Genomic DNA, 26,063 nt, shown 5'->3' on the forward strand with positions numbered 1-26,063 from the left:
GCGTGGGAGGCGGCGCGGGGGAAGGATGTCCGGCTCGGGGGTGGGGCCACCACCATCCGGGACTTTCTTGACGCGGACCTTGTGACCACTTGTTCTGGCGCAGGTGACGTGGGCTGGACAATGGGCGTGTGAGTGATGTGAGACATGTGCTGGTGCTGCCTGATCGGGACGCGGCGGAGGAGGTGGCCGAGGCGTTGGGGGAGCGGTTCGGGGTGGATGAGGAGCCGCGGTTGGTGAGGGATGCGTTGGCGGGGGAGGACGACGCGGAGGATGCGCAGTGGTTGGTGGTGCTGCGGGATGAGGAGGGGCGGTTGGATCCTGGGGAGTTGGATGCGTTCGCCGGTGAGTGGGAGGGGTGGCGGGAGGAGCCGTAGTTCGTGGTGACCGCTGGTTGGGGCTGGGCGGGGGTGGGTGCGCAGCCCGGCGTGGCGGGGTGCCTCCCCCAGAGGGGGGACCCCAGCGCCCACTCGTGCCGCCCCAGCGGCACGAGTGCCGGCAGCTGAGGCGGTGGGGCTGTCAGTAGGGCGTGACATGCTTGGGGGGATGGCCAGGAAGAGTGCTCATGATGATCCGCTTGCCTCCGTGACGCTTGGGGTGGGGCAGGAGGAACTGCTGCTGGACCGTGCCGTGCAGGAGGTGGTGGCTGCTGCTCGGGCGGCTGATGCGGACACGGATGTGCGGGATCTGACTCCGGAGCAGTTGCAGCCCGGCACGCTTGCCGAGTTGACCAGCCCGTCCTTGTTCGCGGAGCGCAAGGTCGTCGTCGTACGGAATGCGCAGGATCTGTCGGCCGACACGGTCAAGGATGTGAAGGCGTATCTCTCGGCGCCCGCCGAGGAGATCACGCTTGTGCTGCTGCACGCCGGTGGGGCGAAGGGCAAGGGACTGCTGGACGCCGCGCGGAAGGCGGGTGCCCGGGAGGTCGCCTGTCCGAAGATGACCAAGCCGGCCGATCGGCTGGCCTTTGTGCGGCAGGAGTTCCGGGCCGTCGGGCGGTCCGCCACACCTGAGGCATGCCAGGTGCTGGTCGATGCCATCGGGAGCGATCTGCGGGAGCTGGCCTCTGCCGTGTCGCAGCTGTGCGCCGATGTCGAGGGGACCATCGACGAGGCCGTCGTCGGGCGGTACTACACCGGGCGGGCCGAGGCGTCCAGCTTCACCGTCGCCGACCGGGCCGTGGAGGGGCGGGCCGCGGAGGCGTTGGAGGCGCTCAGATGGTCCCTCGCCACCGGGGTGGCGCCCGTGCTGATCACCAGTGCGCTGGCGCAGGGCGTGCGGGCCATCGGCAAGCTGTCCTCCGCGCGTGGTGGGCGGCCCGCCGATCTCGCGCGGGAGCTGGGCATGCCGCCGTGGAAGATCGACCGGGTGCGGCAGCAGATGCGCGGCTGGACGCCGGACGGGGTCGCGACGGCGCTGCGGGCGATCGCCGAGGCCGACGCCGGGGTCAAGGGCGGCGGGGACGATCCCGAGTACGCCCTGGAGAAGGCCGTGGTGGCCATCGCGCGGGCGGCCCGTTCCCGGGGGAGATGATCCACCGGGGCGGACGATCCGCAGGGGTGGATGCCTCACCGGGGTGGGTAGGGCCCCGAGCTGGATGCCTCACGGGACCCCGGGGTGAATGCCCCACGGGCAGGACGTCTCACCACGCAACCCCACCAGCCAGATGATCCAGTCGCCACCCGCCGCCCGGCGAGGAGAATCGTACGTGTCAGCCGCACCTCGCCCAGTCAGCGAAAGGTGGCGATCGTCATGGCTGAGCACCCGCACGCCCAACTCGTCCGCAAGGGATACGAAGCCTTCGCGCGCGGTGACATGGACACCCTGCGCGGGATGCTGACGGCGGACTGTACGCAGCACGTGCCCGGCAGCCATATGTTCTCGGGTGATTACAAGGGCCAGGACTCGATCATCGAGATGTACGGCCGGCTCATGCAGGAGACCAACGGGACGATGCGCGTCGAGATGCGTGACGTCTTCGTCGACGGCCGGGGCCATGCGGTCGCCGTGCACCACACCAGCGCCGAGCGGAACGGCAAGCGGTTCGACAGCGACGAGGTGATCGTGTTCCGGATCGTCGGGGACAAGACGAGCGATCTCGACCAGTGTTCCCTGGACATCGACAGGGACGACGAGTTCTGGGCGTGAGGCCCATGCCGAAGGCCCCGGCCCATGCCGAAGGCCCCGGCCCCCGCCCTGGGGAAGGGCGAGGTGCCGGGGCCTTCGGTTCAGGCTGGTGAGCCGCTCCCGCGTGGCGAACGCAGGCCGCGAGCGGACTCGGGTGCCGGTCGGGGGCGGATGAGAGAGGGCCCGCCCTGGGTCCTACCGGCGATCAGACCAGATGACTGGTTCAGCCCTTGAGGGACGCGACCTTGGAAGCCAGCGCCGACTTCTTGTTGGCGGCCTGGTTCTTGTGGATGACGCCCTTCGAGACGGCCTTGTCGAGCGCACGCGACGCGGCGCGCTGCAGCTCGGTGGCCTTCTCGACGTCACCCGCGGCAGCGGCCTCGCGGGCCTTGCGGATCGCGGTCTTCAGGGAGGACTTGACGGCCTTGTTGCGCAGCCGGGCCTTCTCGTTGGTCTTGATCCGCTTGATCTGGGACTTGATGTTCGCCACGAATGAGCCTTTTCAGGTTCAGGCACGGGCCAGGAGGACTCCGGACATGAAGCTTCCGGGTCCCGTACCAGGTGATTTCTTGGGGTCGTGCCTCGCGCTGAGAGGGCATGAGACACAGCCCCCCACACTACCAGCGGCCCTTCGAGTGGCCCAAACCGGCTCCCGCTTCCCACCCGTGGGACCATGGAAGCTACGTATCGATCCGACCCGAGGCATAAGGCGCCTCAAGAGACAGGACCCTGCGTGCCCGCGACCCCTAACAATGTGCCCGAGCCGAGCCGTACCGACCCGGCTCTGATCCGCAACTTCTGCATCATCGCGCACATCGACCACGGCAAGTCCACGCTCGCCGACCGGATGCTCCAGCTGACCGGTGTGGTCGAGCAGCGGCAGATGCGTGCTCAGTACCTCGACCGTATGGACATCGAGCGCGAGCGCGGCATCACGATCAAGTCCCAGGCCGTGCGCCTGCCCTGGGCTCCGACCCACGACCCGGGCAACACGCACATCCTCAACATGATCGACACCCCGGGGCACGTCGACTTCACGTACGAGGTCTCGCGGTCGCTCGCCGCCTGCGAGGGGACCATCCTCCTCGTCGACGCCGCCCAGGGCATCGAGGCCCAGACCCTCGCCAACCTCTACCTGGCGATGGAGAACGACCTCACGATCATCCCCGTACTCAACAAGATCGATCTGCCGGCCGCACAGCCCGAGAAGTTCGCCGAGGAACTCGCCAACCTGGTCGGCTGCGACCCGGACGACGTGCTCAAGGTGTCCGCCAAGACCGGGCTCGGCGTCGAGGCGCTGCTGGACAAGGTCGTCCAGGAGATCCCGGCGCCGGTCGGCGTCAAGGACGCGCCCGCGCGCGCCATGATCTTCGACTCCGTCTACGACTCCTACCGCGGTGTCGTGACGTACGTCCGTGTCATCGACGGCCAGCTCAACAAGCGTGAGCGCATCCGCATGATGTCGACGGGCGCCACGCACGAACTGCTGGAGATCGGGACGAACTCGCCCGAGATGCTGCCCGCCGACGGACTCGGCGTCGGCGAGGTGGGCTATCTGATCACCGGTGTGAAGGACGTCCGCCAGTCCAAGGTCGGTGACACCGTCACCAGCCAGCAGAAGGGGGCCACGGAGGCGCTCGGCGGGTACAAGGACCCCAAGCCGATGGTCTTCTCCGGCCTGTATCCGCTGGACGGCTCCGACTACCCCGAGCTGCGCGACGCCCTCGACAAGCTCCAGCTCAACGACGCCGCGCTGGTCTACGAGCCGGAGACCTCCGCCGCCCTCGGCTTCGGCTTCCGCGTCGGCTTCCTCGGCCTGCTGCACCTGGACGTGATCAGGGAGCGGCTGGAGCGTGAGTTCGGCCTCGACCTGATCGCGACCGCGCCGAACGTGGTCTACCGGGTCGTGATGGAGGACGGCAGCGAGCACACCGTCACCAACCCGAGCGAGTTCCCCGAGGGCAAGATCAACGAGGTGTACGAGCCCGTCGTACGCGCCACGATCCTCGCCCCGACCGAGTTCATCGGCTCGATCATGGAGCTGTGCCAGACCCGGCGCGGAACCCTGCTCGGCATGGACTACCTGTCCGAGGACCGGGTCGAGATCCGCTACACCCTGCCGCTCGCCGAGATCGTCTTCGACTTCTTCGACCAGCTGAAGTCCAAGACCCGCGGGTACGCCTCGCTGGACTACGAGCCCACCGGCGAGCAGACCTCCAGCCTCGTCAAGGTCGACATCCTGCTGCACGGCGACAAGGTCGACGCCTTCTCCGCCATCACGCACCGGGACCAGGCGTACGCGTACGGCGTGCGGCTCGTCGCCAAGCTCAAGGAGCTGATCCCGCGGCAGGCGTTCGAGGTGCCCGTCCAGGCCGCCATCGGCTCCCGGGTCATCGCCCGCGAGACCATCCGCGCCATCCGCAAGGACGTCCTCGCCAAGTGCTACGGCGGTGACATCTCCCGTAAGCGGAAGCTGCTGGAGAAGCAGAAGGAAGGCAAGAAGCGGATGAAGATGGTGGGATCCGTGGAGGTTCCGCAGGAGGCGTTCATCGCCGTCCTGTCGAGCGACGACAGCGCGGCGTCGGGCAAGGGCAAGAAGTAACCGCGGTAACCGAGGGTTACAGCCGCCCGCCCGGCGAAACGGGCATCGAGGGCCCGCCGTGTGCAAGCACGGCGGGCCCTTCGCACAGCCCTTCGTACGTAACGAAACGCACTCTCTCTGCGAAGTGACAGGGCGAGGACTCTTACGAACCGGCCGGTCGGGCTTTACTCTGATCCCTGCTCGATAGTTACTCGCGAGTTAAACAACGGCGCGCGAGTGAACCCACCGCACCTGAGCCAGCCGCACCGTCGCGGGCCCCGGAGGATGTCGTGAGCGACACACAGACACTGATCGAGAACCGTCCGCCGTCCGTCGCGGGCCTCTTCCTGGAGCGTGTGGCGGCCACACCGGACGCCGAGGCATACCGCTACCCCGTGCCGTCCGCGTCCGGCGAAGGGCCGGACGAGTGGAAGTCGCTCACCTGGGCCCAGGCCGCGACCCGGGTCTACGCCATCGCCGCCGGCCTCGTCGACCTCGGCGTCCAGCCCCAGCAGCGCGTGGCGCTCGCCTCCTCCACCCGGATCGAGTGGATCCTCGCCGACCTCGGCATCATGTGCGCCGGCGCGGCCACCACGACCGTGTACCCGCAGACCAACGCCGAGGAATCGGCGTACATCCTCTCCGACTCCGAGAGCCGGGTCCTGATCGCCGAGGACGCGGCCCAGCTCGCCAAGGCCGTCGAGAAGCGCGCCGAGCTGCCCGACCTCACGCATGTCGTGGTCGTGAACCCGGAGGGCGTCGAGACCGCCGACTGGATCCTCACGCTGGACGACCTGGAGAAGCGTGGCGCCGCACGGCTGGAGCAGGACCCCCAGCTGATCAAGGAGCGCGTCGGCGCGCTCACCTCCGACCAGCTCGCCACGCTCATCTACACCTCCGGCACGACCGGCCGCCCCAAGGGCGTGCGCCTCCCGCACGACAACTGGTCGTACATGGCCAAGGCCATCTCCGCGACCGGACTGGTCGGCCCCGAGGACGTGCAGTACCTGTGGCTGCCGCTCGCCCACGTCTTCGGCAAGGTGCTGCTCTCCGGCCAGATCGAGGCCGGCCACGTCACCGCCGTGGACGGCCGCGTCGACAAGATCATCGAGAATCTGCCGGTCGTGCAGCCGACGTACATGGCCGCCGTCCCCCGCATCTTCGAGAAGGTCTACAACGGCGTCGCGGCCAAGGCCCGGGCCGGCGGCGGCGCCAAGTACAAGATCTTCCAGTGGGCCGCCGCGGTGGCCCGCGAGTACGCGAAGACAGCTCAGGACAACTTCCGGCGCACCGGCACCGCCTCCGTCCCCTTCGGGCTCGGCGCCAAGCACAAGGTCGCCGACGCGCTGGTGTACGCGAAGATCCGCGAGGCGTTCGGCGGGCGGCTGCGCGCCTGCATCTCCGGCTCGGCCGCCCTCGCACCCGAGATCGGCTACTTCTTCTCCGGCGCCGGGATCCACATCCTGGAGGGCTACGGCCTCACGGAGTCGTCCGCGGCCTCCTTCGTGAACCCCGGCGAGGCATACCGCACCGGCACGGTCGGCAAGCCGCTGCCCGGCACGGAGGTCCGCATCGCGGACGACGGCGAGATCCTGCTGCGCGGCCCCGGGATCATGGAGGGCTACCACAAGCTGCCCGAGAAGACGGCGGAGGTGCTGGAGGCCGACGGCTGGTTCCACACCGGTGACATCGGCGAGCTGTCGCCCGACGGCTATCTGCGCATCACCGACCGCAAGAAGGACCTCATCAAGACGTCCGGCGGCAAGTACATCGCGCCCGCCGAGGTCGAGGGGCAGTTCAAGGCGGTGTGCCCGTACGTCTCCAACATCCTCGTGCACGGGGCCGACCGGAACTTCTGCACGGCGCTCATCGCGCTGGACGAGGTGGCCATCCTGGGGTGGGCCGAGGAGAACGGGCTGGGCGGCAAGTCCTACGCGGAGGTCGTTTCGGCGCCGGCCACGGTCGCGATGGTCCAGGGGTACGTGGACCAGCTCAACTCCGGACTGCAGAAGTGGCAGACCATCAAGAAGTTCCGGTTGCTGCCGCGGGATCTCGATGTGGAGCACGGCGAGATCACGCCGAGCCTGAAGCTGAAGCGGCCGGTCGTGGAGCGGGAGTACAAGCATCTGATCGAGGAGATGTACGAGGGGGCGCGCGAGGCGTAGCGGGGCGGGGACTGTTCGGCGGCTTTCCGTCGTCGGTGGCTGATCGCGCCCACGCGGCGGAGCCGCATGTCGAGCAGAGCCCCGCGCCCCTTTTCTGCCGAACCCGGCGTCAAAACGCTCGGGTTCGGTCCACTTCGGTAACTCCTCGCATAGGGGCGGGGTCTGTCTGTCACCCTGGCGGCTGTTCGTGCCAGCCGTTCCAGGGAGCTGTCGATGGGGGCCATTCCGGCGCAGCGGGAGAGTGAGGCCCGTGCCAGTGACACGCCGGGCGTGGGTACGACGCTGGCGGGCAGCTCTCTCGCTCCCGGTGCCGCCCGCGGGCTGCTGGCCGCGGCACTGGAGGAGTGGGCCGGACTCGGGGTCGGGGTGCCGGCGCGGCTCGCCGAGGACGCCGTGCTCGTCGTCAGTGAGCTGGTCACCAATGCCGTGGTGCACGCCGGGACGGACATCGAGCTGGCCTGTCGGCTGGAGGAGCGTGAGGAGGAGGGGGAGCGGGCGGCGCACGCCGTGGTGGTGGAGGTGTCCGACCACCATCCGGCGCGTACGCCCTGCGAGGGGGAGTCCGTGGGCGCGTGGGACGCACCGCCCCGCGAGGCGCCGGAGTACGGGCGCGGACTCCGGCTGATAACGCTGCTCGCCGAGTCGTGGGGCGTGACCTACCGCCGGGGCGTCAAGACGGTGTGGGCGCGGCTGGTCGCCGGGCACGCCGAAGAGGAGCCCCCCGACGACGACCCGGAACTCTCCCCGGACCCCTTCGGCCTCGCCCTCGCCCCCGAGCCGCCCCGCCCCGGACGCGACCGGGAGTGGCTCAACCGCGGTGCGCTCTCCTTCCTCGCCGAGGCGTCCGACCTGCTCGCCGGGCAGCTCGACGAGGACCTGGTCGCCTCACTCACCGGCCAGCTGCTGGTGCCGCGCCTCGCCGACTGGTGCGCGGTCTGGCTGGAGGACGACATCGGCGCGCGCGGCGCCTGGGGCGACGGGGCCTGCGCCGACTGGCAGCGGCTGGCCCGCGTCTGGCACGGCGACGAGGGCCACCTGGAGGAGCTGCGCCGCGCCCTGGAGAAGGACCCGCCGCACCTCACCGAGCCGCCCCGCTCCGGGCCCGCCACCTATCCGTGGCCCGGCCAGGCGCTGGGCGCGCCGGGCACGGCACTGTCGTACCGCCTGATCGCGGGCGGCCGTCCGCTGGGCACGCTGGTCATCGGGCGGGCCGGGCTGCTGCGCTTCCCCGACGAGGTCACCGGGCTCGTCGAGGACCTCAGCCGCCGGGTGGCGCTCGCGATCGGCGCCGCCCGCCAGTACGCCCGGCAGGCCACCATCAGCGCCGTCCTGCAGCGCGGGCTGCTGCCCGGCGCGGTCGCCGAGATCCCCGGGGTGCGCAGTGCGCTCGTCTACGAGCCGTGCGAGCGCGGCGGACCGAGCGGTGACTTCTACGACCTGTTCCCGGCCGGTGACGGGCGCTGGTGCTTCGCGGTCGGGGACGTACAGGGAAAGGGCCCCGAGGCGGCCGTCGTCATCGGGCTCGCCCGGCCCTGGCTGCGGCTGCTGGCCCGCGAGGGCTACGGCGTCGCCGACGTCCTCGACCGCCTCAACCAGCTCCTCCTGGACGACGCGACCGAGGCGGCGGACGCGGCGGCCCGGGCCTTCGTCGGCCCCGCCGGCCCCGAGGACGGCCCCCAGACCCGCTTCCTCTCCGTCCTCTACGGCGAACTCGTCCCCTTCCCCGGCGGCGTCCGCTGCACCCTCGCCTCCGCCGGACACCCCCTGCCGCTGATCCTCGGGCCCGACGGCGACGTCCGTACGGCCGCGCAGCCGCAGACGCTGCTCGGCGTCGTCGAGGACGTCACGTACACCAGCGAGACCGTGCGGCTGCGGCCCGGGGACACCCTGCTGTGCGTCACCGACGGGGTCACCGAGCGGCGCTCGGGCTCCCGCCAGTTCGACGACGGGGACGGGCTCGCCCACGCGCTCGCCGCCTGCGTGGGGCTGGACGCCGAGCGGATAGCGGAGCGGATCCGGAGCCAGGTGCACGCCTTCGGACGGCGCCCGCCGGAGGACGATCTGGCGCTGCTGGTGCTCCAGGCCGAGTAGGCGCTCGCGTGCGGGACAATGGAACGCATGCCTTCCGCACTCCCCGACGGTGAGCCCGTCCCCGCCGACGGCGCGCTGCCCGCCTCCGCGCTCGCCGGGGCCGCCGGCCGACCCCTCGGCTTCTACCTGCACGTCCCCTACTGCGCGACCCGCTGCGGCTACTGCGACTTCAACACCTACACCGCGACCGAGCTGCGCGGCACGGGCGGGGTCCTGGCGTCCCGCGACAACTACGCCGACACGCTGATCGACGAGATCCGCCTCGCCCGCAAGGTCCTCGGCGACGACCCGCGCCAGGTCCGTACGGTGTTCGTCGGGGGTGGCACGCCTACGCTGCTGGCGGCCGGGGATCTCGTACGGATGCTCGGGGCGATCCGCGAGGAGTTCGGGCTGGCGCCGGACGCGGAGATCACGACCGAGGCGAACCCGGAGTCGGTCGACCCGGCGTATCTCGCCGTGCTCCGCCAGGGCGGCTTCAACCGGATCTCCTTCGGCATGCAGAGCGCGAAGCGGCATGTGCTGCGCGTGCTCGACCGCACCCACACGCCCGGGCGGCCCGAGGCGTGCGTCGCGGAGGCGCGCGCGGTGGGCTTCGAGCACGTCAACCTCGACCTGATCTACGGCACGCCGGGGGAGTCCGACGACGACTGGCGTGAGTCGCTGGAGGCCGCGCTGGGCGCCGGGCCCGACCACATCTCGGCGTACGCGCTGATCGTCGAGGAGGGCACGCAGCTGGCCCGGCGGATCCGCCGGGGCGAGGTCCCGATGACCGACGACGACGTCCACGCCGACCGCTATCTGATCGCCGAGTCGGCGCTGTCGGCGGCGGGGTACGACTGGTACGAGGTGTCGAACTGGGCCACCTCCGAGCCGGCCCGCTGCCTCCACAACGAGCTGTACTGGCGCGGCGCCGACTGGTGGGGCGCGGGGCCCGGGGCGCACTCGCACGTGGGCGGCGTGCGGTGGTGGAACGTGAAGCACCCCGGGGCGTACGCGGCGGCCCTGGCGGCAGGGCGGTCGCCGGGGGCGGGGCGTGAGCTGCTGTCGGAGGAGGACCGGCGGGTGGAGCGGGTCCTGCTGGAGCTGCGGCTCCGCGAGGGGGCACCGCTGGACCTGCTGCGGGAGGAGGGGCTCGCGGCTTCACGGCGGGCGCTGGGGAAAGGGCTGCTGGAGAGCGGGCCGTACGAGGAGGGGCGGGCGGTGCTGACACTTCGGGGGCGGTTGCTGGCGGACGCAGTGGTGCGGGACTTGGTGGACTGATCACTCGGGCGAGTGAATCGGTGCGGAACGCCGGTTCGGTCCCTAACCTGGTTCGTAGGCTGCCGCCAAAAGTGCGCGGCGAATGTGGAGGCCACGGAGATGACCGCTGTGGACGAACGTGGAGTCGCAGAGTTCTTCGAGGGTTTTGAGCCGCCCGACGGACTCAAGACCGAGCTTCTGCGGGGGGAAATCGTGATGATGGCGAGCCCTGATCTGGTGCACAACTTGATCGTCGCCGCTGTTCAGGACCAGATTCCGCGCAGGCACTGGGTTCGTATCCAGACCCAGGACGTCGACGTCGTCGACGAGGCCAGCGAGCCCGTCCCGGACCTCGTGGTGGTAGCCCCGGAGGTCTTGCCTGCCTCGGGCCGTCTGCTGCCGTGCTCACTGATCACGATGGTCGTCGAGGTCGTCTCCAAGACCAGCGTCCACCGGGACTACGGCGTCAAGCGTTCGATCTACGCCGCAGGCAACGTGCCTGCCTATCTCATCGTCGATCCGATCATGGCGCAGTGCGTCCTGTTGACGAGGCCAGCGGGGAAGGGCGAGGACGCCGACTACCGGACGCAGCACATCGCAAAGTTCGGCGAGCCGCTGCCGCTGGACGTGCTGGGCGTTGAGCTGGACACCAGCGAGTTTGGAACATTTCCCGGCGTCAGGCCCCACCGCTATCCGTGACGAAGTCGATCAGCTCCTCCACCCGCCCCAGCAGCTCCGGCTCCAGGTCCCTGTAGGACTCCACCCGCTTCAGGATCGCCTGCCACACCGCGCCCGTGTTCTCCGACGGCCACCCCAGCGCCCGGCACACCCCCGTCTTCCAGTCCTGGCCGTGCGGGACCCGAGGCCATTCGGCGATCCCCAGGGCCGACGGCTTCACCGCCTCCCAGATGTCGATGTACGGGTGGCCGACCACCAGGGCGTGGTCGCTGGTCACCGACTGGGCGATGCGCCACTCCTTCGTGCCGGGGACCAGGTGGTCCACGAGCACACCCAGCCGCGCGTCCGGGCCGGGCGCGAAGTCGGCCACGATCGACGGCAGGTCGTCCACGCCCTCCAGGTACTCCACGACCACGCCCTCGATGCGCAGGTCGTCGCCCCAGACCTTCTCGACCAGCTCGGCGTCGTGCCGGCCCTCGACGTAGATGCGGCCGGCGCGGGCCACGCGGGCGCGGGCGCCGGGGACGGCCACCGAGCCGGAGGCGGTGCGGGTGGGACGTACGGGACCGCTCGCGGGCTTCACCAGCGTGACCACGCGGCCCTCCAGCAGGAACCCCCGCGGCTCCAGCGGGAACACCCGGTGCTTGCCGAAGCGGTCCTCCAGCGTCACCGTGCCCGCCTCGCAGCGGATCACCGCGCCGCAGAAGCCGGTGCCGGGCTCCTCCACCACCAGGCCGGGCTCCGCCGGGACCTCGGGGACCGGCTTGGGCTTCTTCCAGGGCGGGGTCAGGTCGGGGGAGTACTGGCGCATTCGGATGACGATAGGAGAAGGCGTCGGCCCTGACCTACGACACGCCGAAACGCGCCGCCAGCTCGTCCCGCTGCCGCCGTACGAACGCCGCGTCGACCACCGCTCCGTGACCGGGCACGTACAGCGCGTCCTCGCCGCCGAGCTTCAGGAGCCGGTCCAGCGCGGCCGGCCACTGGGCGGGCATGGCGTCGGGGCCCGCCTGCGGTTCGCCGGACTCCTCGACCAGGTCGCCGCAGAAGACGACCTCCCGATCGCCGGGCACGAGGATCGCCAGGTCGTGAGCCGTGTGGCCCGGGCCCACGTTCGCCAGCAGGACCTGGCGGTCGCCGCCCAGGTCGAGCGTCCACTCGCCGGAGACCAGATGGTGGGGTCGGACCAGGGCGTCGGCGGCCTCCTCCGCCAGGGCCGCGTCGAGGCCCTGGCGTACGGCGTCGGAGCGCAGCTCCTCCGCCCCGTGCGCCAGCAGCGTGTCCAGGCCGACCGCCCCGAAGACCTCGGCGCCCGCGAACGCCGCCGCCCCGAGGACATGGTCGAAGTGGGGGTGGGTGAGGGCGAGATGGGTCACACGGTGACCGGTGAGCTCCTCCGCCTCGTACCGCAGCCGCACCCCCTCCGCCAGGCTCGACCCCGGGTCGATCAGCAGCGCCGCGCCCACCCCGACGACCAGCCCCGCCGTACAGTCCCAGCCCGGCAGCCGGCACCGGCCCACCCCGGCCGCGAGACGTTCCCACCCCAGCTCTTCCCAAGTCACTGTCATACCGGGACGCTAGCTGTACGAACCCGTACCGCGGGACCGACCTTGCCCAGTGCGCACCCCACCGCCGTACACTGGGCCGGGGAACGCTGGCACTCGCACGCGAAGAGTGCCAGGCGAAACGTCAAGGGACCGACCGCTGGAGGTGTGCGCGCGATGCTGAGCGAACGAAGGCTCCAGGTGCTGCGTGCCATCGTCCAGGACTATGTCGGCACCGAGGAGCCGGTGGGTTCGAAGGCGCTCACCGAGCGGCACAACCTCGGCGTCTCCCCCGCCACGGTCCGCAACGACATGGCGGCCCTGGAGGACGAGGGATACATCGCCCAACCGCACACCAGCGCCGGGCGGATCCCGACCGACAAGGGCTACCGGCTGTTCGTCGACAAGCTGGCCGGTGTCAAACCGATGACGGCACCGGAGCGGCGGGCGATCCAGAACTTCCTCGACGGCGCCGTCGACCTCGACGACGTGGTGGCGCGGACCGTGCGGCTGCTCGCGCAGCTGACGCGGCAGGTCGCCGTCGTGCAGTACCCGTCGCTGAGCCGCTCCACGGTGCGGCACGTGGAACTGCTGTCGCTGGCGCCGGCGCGGCTGATGCTGGTCCTCATCACCGACACCGGCCGGGTCGAGCAGCGCATGGTCGACTGCCCGGCACCGTTCGGCGAGACCTCGCTGGCGGATCTGCGGGCGCGGCTGAACAGCCGGGTCGCCGGCCGCCGCTTCACGGACGTGCCGCGTCTCGTGGAGGACCTGCCGGACGCCTTCGAGGCCGAGGACCGCGGCACTGTCTCGTCGGTGCTCTCCACACTGCTGGAGACGCTCGTCGAGGAGAACGAAGAGCGGCTGATGATCGGCGGCACCGCCAATCTGACCCGCTTCGGACATGACTTTCCCCTCACCATCCGGCCCGTCCTGGAGGCACTGGAGGAGCACGTCGTGCTCCTCAAGCTCCTGGGCGAGGCGGGAGATTCGGGCATGACCGTGCGCATCGGGCACGAGAACGCCTACGAGGGACTCAACTCCACGTCGGTGGTGTCGGTCGGCTACGGTTCGGGCGGCGAGGCAGTCGCCAAGCTCGGCGTGGTCGGACCGACCCGCATGGACTACCCGGGAACGATGGGAGCGGTACGCGCAGTGGCACGGTACGTCGGACAGATCCTGGCGGAGTCGTAAGTGGCCACGGACTACTACGCCGTTCTCGGCGTGCGCCGCGACGCGTCGCAGGATGAGATCAAGAAGGCGTTCCGGCGGCTCGCACGCGAGCTGCACCCGGACGTCAACCCAGATCCGAAGACCCAGGAGCGGTTCAAGGAGATCAACGCCGCCTACGAGGTGCTGTCGGACCCGCAGAAGAAGCAGGTCTACGACCTCGGCGGCGACCCGCTCTCGCAGTCGGGCGGCGGTGGCGCGGGCGGCTTCGGCGCCGGTGGCTTCGGCAACTTCTCCGACATCATGGACGCGTTCTTCGGTACGGCGTCCCAGCGGGGGCCGAGGTCGCGGACGCGGCGGGGCCAGGACGCGATGATCCGGCTGGAGGTCGACCTCGACGAGGCCGCCTTCGGCACGACCAAGGACATCCAGGTCGACACGGCGATCGTCTGCTCCACCTGCAGCGGTGAGGGCGCGGCGCCGGGGACGTCCGCGCAGACGTGCGACATGTGCCGCGGCCGCGGTGAGGTGTCGCAGGTGACCCGGTCCTTCCTGGGACAGGTCATGACGTCGCGGCCCTGCCCGCAGTGCCAGGGCTTCGGCACCGTCGTCCCGACGCCGTGCCCGGAGTGCGCGGGTGACGGGCGCGTACGGTCCCGTCGTACCCTCACGGTCAAGATCCCGGCGGGTGTCGACAACGGCACGCGGATCCAGTTGGCCGGCGAGGGCGAGGTCGGGCCCGGTGGTGGTCCCGCCGGTGACCTGTACGTCGAGATCCATGAGCTGCCCCACCCGACCTTCCAGCGGCGCGGCGACGATCTGCACTGCACCGTGACCATCCCGATGACCGCGGCCGCCCTCGGCACCAAGGTGCCGCTGGAGACCCTGGACGGCATGGAGGAGGTCGACATCCGGCCCGGCACCCAGTCCGGCCAGTCGATCCCGCTGCACGGCCGCGGTGTCACCCATCTGCGGGGCGGCGGACGCGGCGACCTCATCGTCCACGTCGAGGTCCAGACTCCCACCAAGCTCGACCCCGAACAGGAGCGCCTCCTGCGAGAGCTGGCGAAGCTACGCGGCGAGGAACGGCCGCAGGGGCAGTTCCAGCCTGGACAGCAGGGGCTCTTCTCTCGGTTGAAGGACGCGTTCAACGGGCGCTGACGCGGAGCTGGTGTGGACGCGTTCCACGGGCCAGGCGGTCCGTGCCATCGGGCTGTGTCACCGGTCTATGCCAATGGAAGCCCGGGTTCGGTGCCGTGCGGGGGACGTGACAACATGCGGTCATGTCCTCCGCACTGACCGATCTGTTCCCCCTGCCGATCGTGCAGGCCCCCATGGCGGGCGGTGTCTCCCTGCCTCCGCTCGCCGCCGCCGTCAGTGAGGCGGGCGGGCTCGGATTCCTGGCCGCCGGGTACAAGACCGCCGACGGGATGTACCAGGAGATCAAGCAGCTGCGGAGCCTGACCGGACGCCCCTTCGGAGTCAACGTCTTCATGCCGCAGCCGGAGTATGCGGAGTCCGGTGCCGTCGAGGTCTACGCCCACCAGCTCGCCGGTGAGGCCGGCTGGTACGAGACCGAGCTGGGCGACCCGGACAGCGGGCGGGACGACGGCTACGACGCCAAGCTCGCCGTGCTGCTCGACAACCCGGTACCGGTGGTCTCCTTCCACTTCGGCGTGCCGAGCCGGGACGTCATCGACTCCCTGCACCGGGCCGGCACGTTCACCCTGGTCACCGCCACCACCGCCGAGGAGGCCCGCGCCGTGGAGCGGTCCGGTGCCGATGCGGTGATCGTGCAGGGCGGGGAGGCCGGCGGCCACCAGGGCACCCACCGCGACAACCCCGAGAACGACTGCGCCGGCATCGGGCTGCTCTCCCTGCTCGCCCAGGTCCGCGAGACCGTAGGCATCCCCCTCGTCGCCGCCGGCGGCATCATGCGCGGCAGCCAGATCGCCGCCGTCCTCGCCGCCGGTGCGAGCGCGGCCCAGCTGGGCACCGCGTTCCTGGCCACCCCCGAGTCCGGCGCCCACCCCGTGCACAAGCAGGCGCTGACCAACCCCCTCTTCGTGCGCACCGAGCTGACCCGGGCCTTCTCCGGGCGCCCGGCGCGCGGCCTGGTCAACCGGTTCCTGCGCGAGCACGGCCCGTACGCGCCCGCCGCCTACCCCGACGTCCACCACCTCACCGCCCCGCTGCGCAAGGCGGCCGCCAAGGCGGGCGACGCGCAGGGCATGGCACTGTGGGCGGGCCAGGGTCACCGGATGGCCCGCGATCTGCCCGCCGGGCGGCTCGTGGAGGTGCTCGCGGCCGAACTGCGCGCGGCCCGGACAGCGTTGTCGCAGGAGTTGTCGCAGGAGGAGGGCCGATGACGGCACCTGTTTTCGTGGTCGAGTCCCTCGGCCCTCATGACCTCTCCGGCGGGGAGTACGTCCTCGACGGCCCCGAGGGGCGGCACGCCGTGTCCGTGAAGCGGCTCAAGCCCGGTGAGGACGTCGTCCTCACCGATGGGCGGGGCCGCTGGGCGGAGGGCGTCGTCAAGGCCGCCGAGGGCAAGGACCGGCTGGTCGTCACCGGGCTCGACAGCGTCCACGAGGAGCCTGTCGCGCGGCCCCGGATCACCGTCGTACAGGCCCTGCCCAAGGGCGACCGCGGCGAGCTGGCCGTGGAGACGATGACCGAGGTCGGCGTCGACGCGATCGTGCCGTGGGCGGCGTCGCGCTGCATCACCCAGTGGAAGGGCGACCGGGGGGTCAAGGCCCTCGGCAAGTGGCGGGCGACGGCCCGTGAGGCGGGCAAGCAGTCCCGCCGGGTGCGCTTCCCGGAGGTCGCGGACGCGGCGACCACCAAGCAGGTCGCGGCACTTCTCGCCGACGCCGACTTCGCGGCCGTACTCCACGAGAGCGGAGAGGAGCCGCTCGCCACCGCCGAACTCCCCACCGACGGCGACATCGTGCTGGTCGTCGGACCCGAAGGAGGCGTGTCGCCCGAGGAGTTGGCGGCATTCGCCGCAGCGGGCGCCCGCCCGTACCGGCTGGGGCCCAGTGTCCTGCGTACCTCCACCGCCGGCACGGCGGCCGCGGCCCTGCTGCTGGGGCGCAGCGGACGCTGGTCCTGAGGCTGTCGCTCCGCGAGTCGGTGAGCGGCCCCGGGAAGTGATCGAAACCCCTGTCCGAAGGGGGTACGGGTGCATAGGGTGACCGGGTGACACAGTCCTCGACGACCGCCGCATATCTTCGATTCCCGCATCCGCACGGCGACTTGGTGACCTTCACGGCCGAGGACGACGTGTGGCTCGCCCCCGTCGACGGTGGCCGGGCGTGGCGGGTCAGTGCCGACAACGTCCCCGTCTCCAGCCCCCGCATCTCCCCCGACGGTACGACCGTCGCCTGGGCGTCCACGCGTGACGGCGGGCCCGAGGTGCACATCGCCCCGGTCGACGGCGGGCCCTCGACCCGGCTGACGTACTGGGGGAGTTGGTACACCCGGGTACGCGGCTGGACCCCCGACGGCGAGGTCGTCGCGCTGAGCACCCACGACCAGGCCACCCTGCGCCGCAGTTGGGCCCGCGCGGTCCCGCTGGACGGCGGACCGGCCACCACCCTGCCGTACGGGCCGGTCGGCGACATCGCGTACGGCCCGCACACCGTGCTCCAGTCCGCCGTCAGCCGGGAGGCCGCGCACTGGAAGCGCTACCGGGGCGGTACGGCGGGGAAGCTGTGGATCGACCTGGAGGGGGAGAACGAGTTCGTACGGCTGCACGCGGAGCTGGACGGGAACCTGGAGTGCCCGGTGTGGGTGGGGGAGCGGATCGCCTTCCTCTCCGACCACGAGGGCACCGGCGCGCTGTACTCCTCCCTCGCCGACGGCTCCGATCTGCGCCGGCACACCCCGCTCGACGGCTTCTACGCCCGGCACGCGGCCGGTGACGGCCGTCGCGTCGTCTACGCCTGCGCCGGTGAGCTGTGGATCCTCGACGATCTGGACGGTGCCGAGCCGCGCCGGCTCGACATCCGGCTCGGCGGTCAGCGCGTCGACCGGCGTCCCCGGCAGCTGACCGCCGCGCGATGGCTGGGCGGCGCCGCCCCCGACCACACCGCGCGCGGCAGCGCCGTCGAGGTGCGCGGTGCCGTGCACTGGGTCACCCACCGCTCGGGCCCGGCCCGTGCGCTCTCCGCCGAGCCGGGCGTACGGGCCCGGCTGCCGCGCACCTTCCGCGCCGAGGGCGAGGAGTGGGCGGTGTGGGTGACGGACGCGGAGGGCGAGGACGCCCTGGAGTTCGCCCCGGCCACCGGCCTCGCCCCCGGCGCCACCCCGCGCCGGCTGGGCGCCGGACGGCTCGGCCGGGTGCTGGAGCTGGCCATGGCGCCCGACGGCAGCCGGGCCGCCGTCGCCGCGCACGACGGGCGGCTGCTGATCGTGGAGCGGGAGAGCGGCGAGATCCGCGAGGTCGACCGGAGCGAGGACGGCGACGTCTGCGACCTGGTCTTCTCGCCCGACTCGGCGTGGCTCGCCTGGTCGCACCCCGGGCCGCGCCCGCTCAGCCAGCTCAAGCTCGCCAACACCACCGACCTGTCGGTCACCGAGGCGACCCCGCTGCGCTTCCGGGACTACGCGCCCGCCTTCACCCTCGACGGCAAGCACCTCGCGTTCCTGTCGAGCCGGTCCTTCGACCCGGTGTACGACCAGCACGCCTTCGACCTGTCCTTCGTCGTCGCCGCGCGCCCGTACCTGATCACGCTGGCCGCGACCACGCCGTCGCCGTTCGGACCGCAGCGGCACGGCCGGCCCTTCGACGCGCCCGACAAGGACGAGACACCGGACAGCGAGGGCGCGCCGGCGACACGGATCGACCTGGAGGGCCTCGCGGAGCGGATAGTGCCGTTCCCGGTGGAGGCCGGCCGTTACTCCGGGCTGCGCGCCGCCAAGGACGGGGTGCTGTGGCTGCGGCACCCGGTGTCCGGTGTGCTGGGTGCCTCCCGGGCGACACCCGACGATCCCGGTCCGGACACCGAGCTGGAGCGCTACGACCTCGTCCAGCAGCGCATCGAGCACCTCGCCGGCGACGCCGACGGCTTCGAGGTCAGCGGCGACGGCAAGCGGCTGCTGCTGTGGACCGACGGCAAGCTGAAGGTCGTGCCGAGCGACCGGCGGGCCTCGGGCGACGAGGACAGCGACTCGAACATCACCGTCGACCTCGGGCGGATCCGCCAGACGCTCGACCCGGCCGCCGAGTGGCGGCAGATGTTCGACGAGAACGGCCGCATCATGCGGGACAACTTCTGGCGTGCCGACTTCGGCGGTGTCGACTGGGACGGGGTCCTCGACCGGTACCGGCCGGTGCTGGAGCGGGTGGCCACCCATCACGACCTGGTCGACCTGCTGTGGGAGGTGCACGGGGAGCTGGGCACCTCGCACGCCTACGTCATCCCGAACGGCGGATACGGGGGCGGGCCGCGGCAGGGGCTGCTCGGTGCGGACATCTCCCGTCACGAGGACGGCAGTTGGCGCATCGACCGGATCCTGCCCTCGGAGACGTCCGATCCCGAGGCGCGGTCGCCGCTCACCGCGCCCGGGGTCGCCGTGCGGGTGGGCGACGCCGTCGTCGCCGTGGCGGGGCGGGCGGTCGATCCCGTGGCCGGGCCCGGACCGCTGCTCGTCGGCACGGCGGGGAAGGCGGTCGAGCTGACCGTGCTCCCGGCCGGCGGGGGTGAGCCCCGGCACGCGGTGGTGGTGCCGCTCGCGGACGAGGAGGCGCTGCGGTACCACGCGTGGGTCGCGGACCGGCGGGCGTATGTGCACGAGCGGTCGGGGGGCCGGCTGGGCTATCTGCACGTGCCGGACATGCAGGCGTTCGGGTGGGCGCAGATCCATCGGGACCTGCGGGTGGAGGTGGCCCGGGAGGGGCTGGTCGTCGATGTGCGGGAGAACCGGGGTGGTCACACCTCGCAGCTCGTCATCGAGAAGCTGGCGCGGCGGATCATCGGGTGGGACGTGCCGCGGGGGATGCGGCCGTTCAGCTATCCCGAGGATGCGCCTCGGGGGCCTGTCGTCGCCGTCGCCAACGAGTTCTCCGGGTCGGACGGGGACATCGTCAACGCGGCGATCAAGGCGCTGGGGATCGGGCCGGTGGTGGGCACGCGGACGTGGGGCGGGACGGTGGGGATCGACAGCCGGTACCGGCTGGTGGACGGGACGCTGGTGACCCAGCCGAAGTATCCGATCTGGCTGGAGGGTTACGGGTGGGGGGTCGAGAACCACGGGGTGGATCCCGACGTGGAGGTGGTGCAGCGGCCGCAGGACTATGTGGCGGGGGCGGATGCGCAGCTCGACGAGGCGATCCGGCTGGCGCTGGCGGCGCTGGACGAGCGGCCTGCGAAGGTACCGCCCGCTCTGCCGTGACCGTCGGCGGGGGCTGGGCTCGGGGTGGGTGTCGCTCGCCCGCGCTGGCGGGGTGCCGCTGCGCCCACCCGTGCCGCCCCAGCGGCACGACTGCCCGCAGCTAGGTAGCTGGGGGTGACGTACCTAGGGGCGCGGGGAACTGCGCGAGCAACCCGCGATCACCCGCAGTCGGCGACGATACGATGCCCTTTATCCGCTTGACCACCCGGAGGGAACACGTATGGCAGGGGAGCCGCAGGACGACTGCCTGTTCTGCAAGATTGCCACGGGGCGCATCCCCGCGACGATCGTGCGGGAGACCGAGACGACCGTCGCCTTCCGGGACATCAACCCGCAGGCGCCCACTCACGTGCTGGTGATCCCGAAGGCGCACCACCGGGACGCCGCCGCACTCGCGGCCGCCGCACCGGAGCTCGCCGCCGATGTCCTGCGCGAAACCCAGGCCGTGGCCGACGAGGAGAAGCTGGAGAGCTACCGCATCGTCTTCAACACCGGCACCGGCGCCGGCCAGACCGTCTGGCACGCCCACGCGCACGTCCTCGGTGGCCGTGGCCTGAACTGGCCCCCCGGATAACCGCCGTGTCCGTACGTGAACTGGTCGTCCTCGGCACCGCCAGCCAGGTCCCGACCCGCCACCGCAACCACAACGGCTATCTGCTGAGGTGGGACGGCGAGGGCATCCTGTTCGACCCCGGCGACGGCACCCAGCGCCAGATGGTGCGCGCCGGGGTGGCCGCCCACGACCTGAACCGGCTCTGCGTCACGCACTTCCACGGCGACCACAGCCTCGGCCTCGCCGGCGTCATCCAGCGGATCAACCTCGACCGGGTCCCGCACCCGGTCACCGCCCACTACCCGCGCTCCGGCCAGCGCTTCTTCGACCGGCTGCGGTACGCCACCGCCTACCGGGAGACCGTCGGCATCACCGAGGCGCCGGTGGCTCAGGACGGGCCGATCGCCACCACACCGTCGTACACCCTGGAAGCCCGGCGGCTGTCCCACCCCGTGGAGTCGTACGGCTATCGCCTGGTCGAGGCCGACGGCCTGCGCATGTTGCCGGAGCGGCTCGCCGCGCACGGCATCAAAGGGCCGGACGTCGGCCGTATCCAGCGTGAGGGCTCGCTGAACGGCGTCCCCCTGGCGGCGGTCAGCGAGACACGGCCCGGACAGCGGTTCGGGTTCGTCATGGACACCCGGCTGTGCGACGGGGTGCACGCGCTCGCCGAGGGCTGCGACCTGCTCGTCATCGAGTCCACCTTCCTCGACGAGGACGTCGACCTCGCCGTCGAGCACGGTCATCTGACCGCCGGTCAGGCCGCCGCCGCGGCCCGCGACGCCGGCGTACGGCATCTCGTCCTCACCCACTTCAGCCAGCGTTACGGCGACCATGGGGGCACCTCCCGCTCGAGCGAAGCCGAGAGTGGGGGAGAGTTCGAACGGCAGGCGCGGGCCGCCGGGTTCGAGGGGGAGCTGACCGTGGCGCACGATCTGCTGCGAGTGCCGGTCCCGAAGCGCAGGTGAAACCACCGTACGATGCGTTGATGCCCCTCCCCAAAGCTGAACTGCACCTCCATGTCGAAGGCACCCTGGAGCCCGAGCTGGCGTTCGAGCTGGCCGCGCGCAACGGGGTGACACTGCCGTACGCCGACACGGACGAGCTCCGCCGCGCCTACGCCTTCGACGATCTGCAGTCCTTCCTGGACCTGTACTACGAGCTGATGGCGGTGCTCCGCACCGAGCAGGACTTCGCGGACCTCGCCGACGCCTATCTGGCCCGCGCCGCCGCGCAGGGCGTGCGGCATGCGGAGATCTTCTTCGACCCGCAGGCCCACACCAAGCGCGGTGTGGCCATCGGCACGGTCGTCGAGGGGCTGTGGCGGTCGCTGCGCGGCAGTGAGGCCCGGCACGGGGTCTCGACCCGGCTCATCATGTGCTTCCTGCGGGACGACTCCGCCGAGTCGGCGCTCGCCACGCTGCGGGCCGCCGAGCCGTACCTCGACCGGATCACCGGTGTCGGGCTCGACTCGGCCGAGGTGGGGCATCCGCCGGCGAAGTTCCGCGAGGTGTACGAGGCCGCCGCCGCGCTGGGGCTGCGGCGCGTCGCGCACGCCGGGGAGGAGGGGCCGCCGGAGTACATCACCGAGGCCCTGGACGTCCTCGGCGTCGAGCGGGTCGACCACGGGCTGCGCTGCATGGAGGACCCGGCCCTCGTGGCGCGGCTGGTGCGCGAGCGCGTCCCGCTGACGCTGTGCCCGCTGTCCAACGTCCGGTTGCGGGCCGTGCCCGACCTCGCCGGGCACCCGCTGCCCGCGATGCTCGACGCGGGGCTGCGGTGCACGGTCAACTCCGACGACCCCGCCTACTTCGGCGGCTATGTCGGCGACACCTTCGACGCCGTACGACAGACCTTGGGCCTGAGTGAGGAGCGCCTGCGGGAGCTGGCCCGCAACTCCTTCCTCGCCTCCTTCCTGGAGGACGACGAGGAGCGGCGGGCGCGGTATCTCGCCGAGGTCGACGCCTACAGGTTCTGATCAGGCACCTTCTCATCAGTCAGGACCGGTGGACGCGGTCCGCCGGGATGTCGACGACGCGGCGGTTCATGCCGTGAGGGAGTGAACGGACCGTCCAGGCCGGCCGCCGTGCCCGCGTCGACCGCGCACCGCGTCGACACCAGGTCCGCCACCGACGCGTTCCCCGTCACCGCCAGCACCGAACTGCCCATCCGGCCGACAACGCCGCAGACATCGCCTTCGACACCGCGACCTCGCGGGCCTACGTCTGGCAGGACAACGGCGACAGCAGAAACGGCGACGACGACACCATCTGGCAGCCTCGCGTGCGTACCGGCGCGCCCAGCACAGTTCCCCGCGCCCCTGAGGTGGGTCTAGGCTCCGTACTCGTATGTGGATGACGTCTACATAGGGAGATGGAGCCGCGTGACCCGTGACCTGACCATCAGCGAAGTGCGGCTCACGCCGATCCTGGTCGCCGATCCACCGCTGCTGAACACCCAGGGCGTGCATCAGCCGTACACGCCCCGGCTGATCGTGGAGGTGGTGACCGCCGGCGGGATCACGGGGATCGGGGAGACGTACGGGGACACGAAGTACCTGGAGCCGGCCCGGCCGTTCGCCGAACAGCTGACAGGACGCCAAGTCACGGACGTGAACAGGCTCTTCTCGCTCGCCGACGACGTCGCCGTCGACGGGGCGCGGGTCACGGACGCCGTCGATGTCGGCGGGCTGCGCGGGGTGCAGACCGCCGACAAGCTGCGGCTGTCCGTCGTCTCCGCCTTCGAGGTCGCCTGTCTCGACGCCCTCGGCAAGGCGCTCGGCCTGCCCGTGCACGCGCTGCTCGGCGGCAAGGTGCGCGACGCCGTGGAGTACAGCGCGTACCTCTTCTACAAGTGGGCCGGTCATCCCGAGGGCGTCGCGGCCGAGACGGACGACTGGGGTGCCGCCCTGGATCCCGCCGGAGTCGTCGCGCAGGCAAGGAAGTTCAAGGAGCGGTACGGCTTCACCTCGTTCAAGCTGAAGGGCGGGGTGTTCCCGCCCGACGAGGAGATCGCCGCCGTACGGGCACTGGCCGAGGCGTTCCCCGGGCACCCCCTGCGGCTCGACCCCAACGGCGCCTGGTCGGTGGAGACCTCGCTCAAGGTCGCCAAGGAACTCGGGGACGTCCTGGAGTACTTGGAGGACCCCGCGCTCGGCACGCCGGCCATGGCGGAGGTGGCCGCCGGGACCGAGGTGCCGCTCGCCACCAACATGTGCGTGACGACGTTCGCGGAGATCCCGGAGGCGTTCACGCGCGGGGCCGTACAGGTCGTGCTCTCCGACCACCACTACTGGGGCGGTCTGCGCAACACCCAGCAACTCGCCGCGATCTGCCGGACGTTCGGGGTCGGGGTGTCGATGCACTCCAACACCCACCTGGGGATCTCACTCGCCGCGATGACCCAGGTGGCGTCGACCGTGCCGAACCTCCACCACGCCTGCGACTCCCACTACCCCTGGCAGTCGGAGGACGTCCTCACCGAACGGCTCACCTTCGAGGGCGGCCGGGTGACCGTCTCCGACCGGCCCGGCCTCGGCGTCGAACTCGACCGCGACCGGCTGGACGCCCTGCACCGGCGGTGGCTCGCCGACGACGGGACCCGCGACCGGGACGACGCGGCGGCGATGCGGGTGGCCCACCCGCAGTGGGTGACGCCGTCGGTGCCGCGCTGGTAGGCCCGGCCGACAGGACCGGAGGATAGGCTCCTGACAAGATCATCGCTACGGAAGAGGGGGCTCCCGGCATGAGCGGAACAGTCACGGCGGTCAGCAGCAACGGCGCGTACTCGTTCACCAAACCGAACCGGGACAGCGTCACCCTGCTCGCCGGACTCGGCGTCGAGGGAGACATCCACGCCGGAGTCACGGTCAGACACCGCTCCCGCATCGCCCAGGACCCCACCCAGCCCAACCTGCGCCAGGTCCACCTCATCCACGAGGAACTCTTCACCGAACTCGCCCGGGCCGGATTCCGGGTGGCGCCCGGCGACCTCGGGGAGAACATCACCACGCGCGGCATCGACCTGCTCGGCCTGCCGACCGGCACGGTGCTGCGCATCGGCGACGACGCGGTCCTGGAGGTGACCGGCCTGCGCAACCCGTGCCGCCAGATCGACGACTTCCAGGACGGGCTGCTCAAGCAGGTCGTCGGCCGCGACGACGCCGGGAACCTCGTCCGCAAGGCCGGGATCATGAGCGTGGTGACGGCCGGCGGCGTGGTGCGCCCCGGCGACTCGATCAAGGTGGAGCTCCCGGACGGGCCGCACCGGCCGCTGGAGCGCGTCTGAATCCTCCGGGACCGGTCCCTGCCGCGGGGTGATCTGGTGCACACTGGCCAGATCAGCACCACCTCAGGGAGCACTGCCGTGACCGCGTCCACCGCGTCCACCGGAGAGAACCGACCCCGCCGGGGCCCCGCCGGCCCCTCGGGCCCCGCCCCGCTCGACCCCCTCGCCACCGTGCGCGGGCCCAATGATCCGCCCTGGGACGTGTACCTCACCGGCACGGTCTTCCTGGACATCATCTTCACCGGACTCGACTCGGCCCCCGTGCGCGGCACCGAGTCCTGGGCGCGCGGCATGGGCTCCAGCCCCGGCGGGGTCGCCAACATGGCGACCGCCCTGGCCCGCCTCGGCCTGCGCACCTCCCTCGCCGCGGCCTTCGGCGACGACCACTACGGGGACTACTGCTGGGACGCGCTGGAACAGGGCGAGGGCATCGACCTCGCCCCGTCACGGACCGTCCCCGGCTGGCACTCGCCGGTGACCGTCTCCATGGCGTACGAGGGCGAGCGCACGATGGTCTCCCACGGCCACGAGCCGCCCCCCGAGGAGCCGGCCCCTGACTGCCCGCCCCGCGCCCGCGCCGCCATCGCCTCCCTCGCACCCGGCGACAGCGCACCCTGGGTCGGGCAGGCCGTCGCCAAGGGAGCCAGGATCTTCGGGGACGTCGGCTGGGACGACACCGGCGCCTGGGACCTCGCGGGACTGCCCGACCTGAAGTACTGCGAGGCGTTCCTGCCGAACGCCGAGGAGGCCATGCGCTACACCCGCACCGACTGCCCGCGACGGGCCGCCCACGCCCTCACCGACCACGTACCGCTCGCCGTCGTCACCCTCGGCGCCGAGGGTGCGTACGCGGTCGACCGGCGCACGGGGGAGACCGCCGAGGTCCCCGCGATCGCCGTGGAGGCACTCGACCCGACCGGCGCCGGTGACGTCTTCGTCGCGGGCTTCGTCACCGGCACCCTGGCCGGCTGGCCGCTCGCCGACCGGCTGGCCTTCGCCGGGCTGACGGCGGCCCTGTCGGTCCAGGAGTTCGGCGGCTCCCTGTCCGCCCCCGGCTGGCCGGAGATCGCCGCCTGGTGGCGCACCGTCCAGTCGGTCGAGGGGCAGGAACCCCAGGCCCTGCACCGGTACGCCTTCCTGGACTCCCTGATCCCGGCCCGCGAGGCCCGCCCCTGGCCGCTGCGACGGGCGGTGCCCACCATCGGATTCCGCAGGTCGGCCTGAGAACCGGG

General features: G+C 71.5%; 22 protein-coding genes and 1 pseudogene. 20 read left to right on the forward strand and 3 right to left on the reverse strand.

Features of this window, described 5'->3' with window-relative positions; genetic code table 11:
* The 4 genes and pseudogenes from ACH5AC_RS10880 to ACH5AC_RS10895 all read left to right on the forward strand — a co-directional run.
* Positions 1 to 90, forward strand: a pseudogene (locus ACH5AC_RS10880) (deaminase); the annotation flags it as partial.
* A gap of 38 nt (positions 91 to 128) precedes the next feature.
* Positions 129 to 374, forward strand: a complete 246-nt coding sequence (locus tag ACH5AC_RS10885; RefSeq protein ID WP_398861385.1) for a hypothetical protein — start codon at positions 129 to 131, stop codon at positions 372 to 374.
* Positions 375 to 543: 169 nt separating this feature from the next.
* The gene (holA, locus tag ACH5AC_RS10890; RefSeq protein ID WP_398861386.1) at positions 544 to 1,530 is read left to right on the forward strand and encodes a DNA polymerase III subunit delta; all 987 of its coding nucleotides are present in this window, start codon (positions 544 to 546) and stop codon (positions 1,528 to 1,530) included.
* 219 nt (positions 1,531 to 1,749) lie between these two features.
* Positions 1,750 to 2,145 carry a nuclear transport factor 2 family protein gene (locus ACH5AC_RS10895; RefSeq protein WP_398861387.1) on the forward strand — a complete coding sequence of 132 codons (396 nt, stop codon included), beginning with the start codon at positions 1,750 to 1,752 and terminating at the stop codon, positions 2,143 to 2,145.
* 202 nt (positions 2,146 to 2,347) lie between these two features.
* Here the strand turns inward: ACH5AC_RS10895 and rpsT are convergent, their stop codons facing one another.
* Positions 2,348 to 2,614 carry a 30S ribosomal protein S20 gene (gene rpsT, locus ACH5AC_RS10900; RefSeq protein ID WP_367323126.1) on the reverse strand — a complete coding sequence of 89 codons (267 nt, stop codon included), beginning with the start codon at positions 2,612 to 2,614 and terminating at the stop codon, positions 2,348 to 2,350.
* 243 nt (positions 2,615 to 2,857) lie between these two features.
* On the opposite strand from rpsT, the gene lepA reads away from it, so the two are divergent.
* The 5 genes from lepA (at position 2,858) to ACH5AC_RS10925 (ending at position 10,899) form a co-directional block, all read left to right on the forward strand.
* Positions 2,858 to 4,726, forward strand: coding sequence for a translation elongation factor 4 (gene lepA, locus ACH5AC_RS10905; protein ID WP_398861388.1), 1,869 nt, complete (start codon positions 2,858 to 2,860; stop codon positions 4,724 to 4,726).
* Positions 4,727 to 4,995: 269 nt separating this feature from the next.
* Positions 4,996 to 6,870 carry an AMP-dependent synthetase/ligase gene (locus ACH5AC_RS10910; protein WP_398861389.1) on the forward strand — a complete coding sequence of 625 codons (1,875 nt, stop codon included), beginning with the start codon at positions 4,996 to 4,998 and terminating at the stop codon, positions 6,868 to 6,870.
* A gap of 213 nt (positions 6,871 to 7,083) precedes the next feature.
* Positions 7,084 to 8,961, forward strand: coding sequence for a SpoIIE family protein phosphatase (locus ACH5AC_RS10915; RefSeq protein ID WP_398861390.1), 1,878 nt, complete (start codon positions 7,084 to 7,086; stop codon positions 8,959 to 8,961).
* 27 nt (positions 8,962 to 8,988) lie between these two features.
* Complete coding sequence (gene hemW / locus ACH5AC_RS10920; protein WP_398861391.1) at positions 8,989 to 10,221, forward strand: radical SAM family heme chaperone HemW; 1,233 nt, start codon at positions 8,989 to 8,991, stop codon at positions 10,219 to 10,221.
* Between the two features lie 99 nt (positions 10,222 to 10,320).
* Positions 10,321 to 10,899, forward strand: a complete 579-nt coding sequence (locus tag ACH5AC_RS10925) for a Uma2 family endonuclease (protein ID WP_398861392.1) — start codon at positions 10,321 to 10,323, stop codon at positions 10,897 to 10,899.
* On the opposite strand, the gene ACH5AC_RS10930 is transcribed toward ACH5AC_RS10925, so the two are convergent.
* The gene (locus ACH5AC_RS10930; protein ID WP_398861393.1) at positions 10,877 to 11,689 is read right to left on the reverse strand and encodes a DUF3097 domain-containing protein; all 813 of its coding nucleotides are present in this window, start codon (positions 11,687 to 11,689) and stop codon (positions 10,877 to 10,879) included. The genes ACH5AC_RS10925 and ACH5AC_RS10930 overlap by 23 nt on opposite strands.
* 34 nt (positions 11,690 to 11,723) lie before the next feature.
* Positions 11,724 to 12,446 (reverse strand): MBL fold metallo-hydrolase, encoded by a 723-nt coding sequence (locus tag ACH5AC_RS10935; protein ID WP_398861394.1) that lies wholly within the window; start codon positions 12,444 to 12,446, stop codon positions 11,724 to 11,726.
* Between the two features lie 153 nt (positions 12,447 to 12,599).
* On the opposite strand from ACH5AC_RS10935, the gene hrcA reads away from it, so the two are divergent.
* The 11 genes from hrcA (at position 12,600) to ACH5AC_RS10990 (ending at position 26,055) form a co-directional block, all read left to right on the forward strand.
* Entirely contained in the window at positions 12,600 to 13,616 is a 1,017-nt protein-coding gene (hrcA, locus tag ACH5AC_RS10940) for a heat-inducible transcriptional repressor HrcA (protein ID WP_398861395.1), read from the forward strand.
* Complete coding sequence (gene dnaJ, locus ACH5AC_RS10945) at positions 13,617 to 14,753, forward strand: molecular chaperone DnaJ (RefSeq protein ID WP_398861396.1); 1,137 nt, start codon at positions 13,617 to 13,619, stop codon at positions 14,751 to 14,753.
* A gap of 122 nt (positions 14,754 to 14,875) precedes the next feature.
* Complete coding sequence (locus ACH5AC_RS10950) at positions 14,876 to 15,961, forward strand: nitronate monooxygenase (protein ID WP_398861397.1); 1,086 nt, start codon at positions 14,876 to 14,878, stop codon at positions 15,959 to 15,961.
* The gene (locus tag ACH5AC_RS10955; protein ID WP_398861398.1) at positions 15,958 to 16,707 is read left to right on the forward strand and encodes a 16S rRNA (uracil(1498)-N(3))-methyltransferase; all 750 of its coding nucleotides are present in this window, start codon (positions 15,958 to 15,960) and stop codon (positions 16,705 to 16,707) included. Before ACH5AC_RS10950 ends, ACH5AC_RS10955 begins: the two co-directional genes overlap by 4 nt.
* Before the next feature lie 86 nt (positions 16,708 to 16,793).
* Entirely contained in the window at positions 16,794 to 19,991 is a 3,198-nt protein-coding gene (locus tag ACH5AC_RS10960; protein ID WP_398861399.1) for a S41 family peptidase, read from the forward strand.
* Positions 19,992 to 20,211: 220 nt separating this feature from the next.
* Positions 20,212 to 20,565 (forward strand): histidine triad nucleotide-binding protein, encoded by a 354-nt coding sequence (locus ACH5AC_RS10965; protein WP_398861400.1) that lies wholly within the window; start codon positions 20,212 to 20,214, stop codon positions 20,563 to 20,565.
* A 5-nt stretch (positions 20,566 to 20,570) separates the two neighbouring features.
* On the forward strand, positions 20,571 to 21,512 hold the full coding sequence (locus tag ACH5AC_RS10970; RefSeq protein ID WP_398861401.1) for a ribonuclease Z: 942 nt from the start codon (positions 20,571 to 20,573) through the stop codon (positions 21,510 to 21,512).
* A gap of 20 nt (positions 21,513 to 21,532) precedes the next feature.
* The gene (locus ACH5AC_RS10975) at positions 21,533 to 22,522 is read left to right on the forward strand and encodes an adenosine deaminase (protein ID WP_398861402.1); all 990 of its coding nucleotides are present in this window, start codon (positions 21,533 to 21,535) and stop codon (positions 22,520 to 22,522) included.
* Positions 22,523 to 22,927: 405 nt separating this feature from the next.
* Positions 22,928 to 24,220 carry a glucarate dehydratase family protein gene (locus tag ACH5AC_RS10980; protein WP_398861403.1) on the forward strand — a complete coding sequence of 431 codons (1,293 nt, stop codon included), beginning with the start codon at positions 22,928 to 22,930 and terminating at the stop codon, positions 24,218 to 24,220.
* 68 nt (positions 24,221 to 24,288) lie between these two features.
* Entirely contained in the window at positions 24,289 to 24,831 is a 543-nt protein-coding gene (locus ACH5AC_RS10985; RefSeq protein WP_398861404.1) for an MOSC domain-containing protein, read from the forward strand.
* 78 nt (positions 24,832 to 24,909) lie between these two features.
* On the forward strand, positions 24,910 to 26,055 hold the full coding sequence (locus tag ACH5AC_RS10990) for a carbohydrate kinase family protein (RefSeq protein ID WP_398861405.1): 1,146 nt from the start codon (positions 24,910 to 24,912) through the stop codon (positions 26,053 to 26,055).
* The last annotated feature ends 8 nt before the right edge of the window (positions 26,056 to 26,063 follow it).

Source organism: Streptomyces sp. NPDC018693, from assembly GCF_044391385.1.
Lineage (GTDB): Bacteria > Actinomycetota > Actinomycetes > Streptomycetales > Streptomycetaceae > Streptomyces.

Excerpts from the sequence above, each read along its gene's own strand:
- holA (WP_398861386.1), top strand. The coding sequence starts at position 544 with ATGGCCAGGAAGAGTGCTCATGATGATCCGCTTGCCTCCGTGACGCTT.
- ACH5AC_RS10895 (WP_398861387.1), top strand. The coding sequence starts at position 1,750 with ATGGCTGAGCACCCGCACGCCCAACTCGTCCGCAAGGGATACGAAGCC.
- ACH5AC_RS10915 (WP_398861390.1), top strand. The coding sequence starts at position 7,084 with ATGGGGGCCATTCCGGCGCAGCGGGAGAGTGAGGCCCGTGCCAGTGAC.
- hemW (WP_398861391.1), top strand. The coding sequence starts at position 8,989 with ATGCCTTCCGCACTCCCCGACGGTGAGCCCGTCCCCGCCGACGGCGCG.
- ACH5AC_RS10925 (WP_398861392.1), top strand. The coding sequence starts at position 10,321 with ATGACCGCTGTGGACGAACGTGGAGTCGCAGAGTTCTTCGAGGGTTTT.
- ACH5AC_RS10930 (WP_398861393.1), bottom strand. The coding sequence starts at position 11,689 with ATGCGCCAGTACTCCCCCGACCTGACCCCGCCCTGGAAGAAGCCCAAG.
- ACH5AC_RS10935 (WP_398861394.1), bottom strand. The coding sequence starts at position 12,446 with ATGACAGTGACTTGGGAAGAGCTGGGGTGGGAACGTCTCGCGGCCGGG.
- hrcA (WP_398861395.1), top strand. The coding sequence starts at position 12,600 with ATGCTGAGCGAACGAAGGCTCCAGGTGCTGCGTGCCATCGTCCAGGAC.
- ACH5AC_RS10950 (WP_398861397.1), top strand. The coding sequence starts at position 14,876 with ATGTCCTCCGCACTGACCGATCTGTTCCCCCTGCCGATCGTGCAGGCC.
- ACH5AC_RS10955 (WP_398861398.1), top strand. The coding sequence starts at position 15,958 with ATGACGGCACCTGTTTTCGTGGTCGAGTCCCTCGGCCCTCATGACCTC.
- ACH5AC_RS10965 (WP_398861400.1), top strand. The coding sequence starts at position 20,212 with ATGGCAGGGGAGCCGCAGGACGACTGCCTGTTCTGCAAGATTGCCACG.
- ACH5AC_RS10975 (WP_398861402.1), top strand. The coding sequence starts at position 21,533 with ATGCCCCTCCCCAAAGCTGAACTGCACCTCCATGTCGAAGGCACCCTG.
- ACH5AC_RS10985 (WP_398861404.1), top strand. The coding sequence starts at position 24,289 with ATGAGCGGAACAGTCACGGCGGTCAGCAGCAACGGCGCGTACTCGTTC.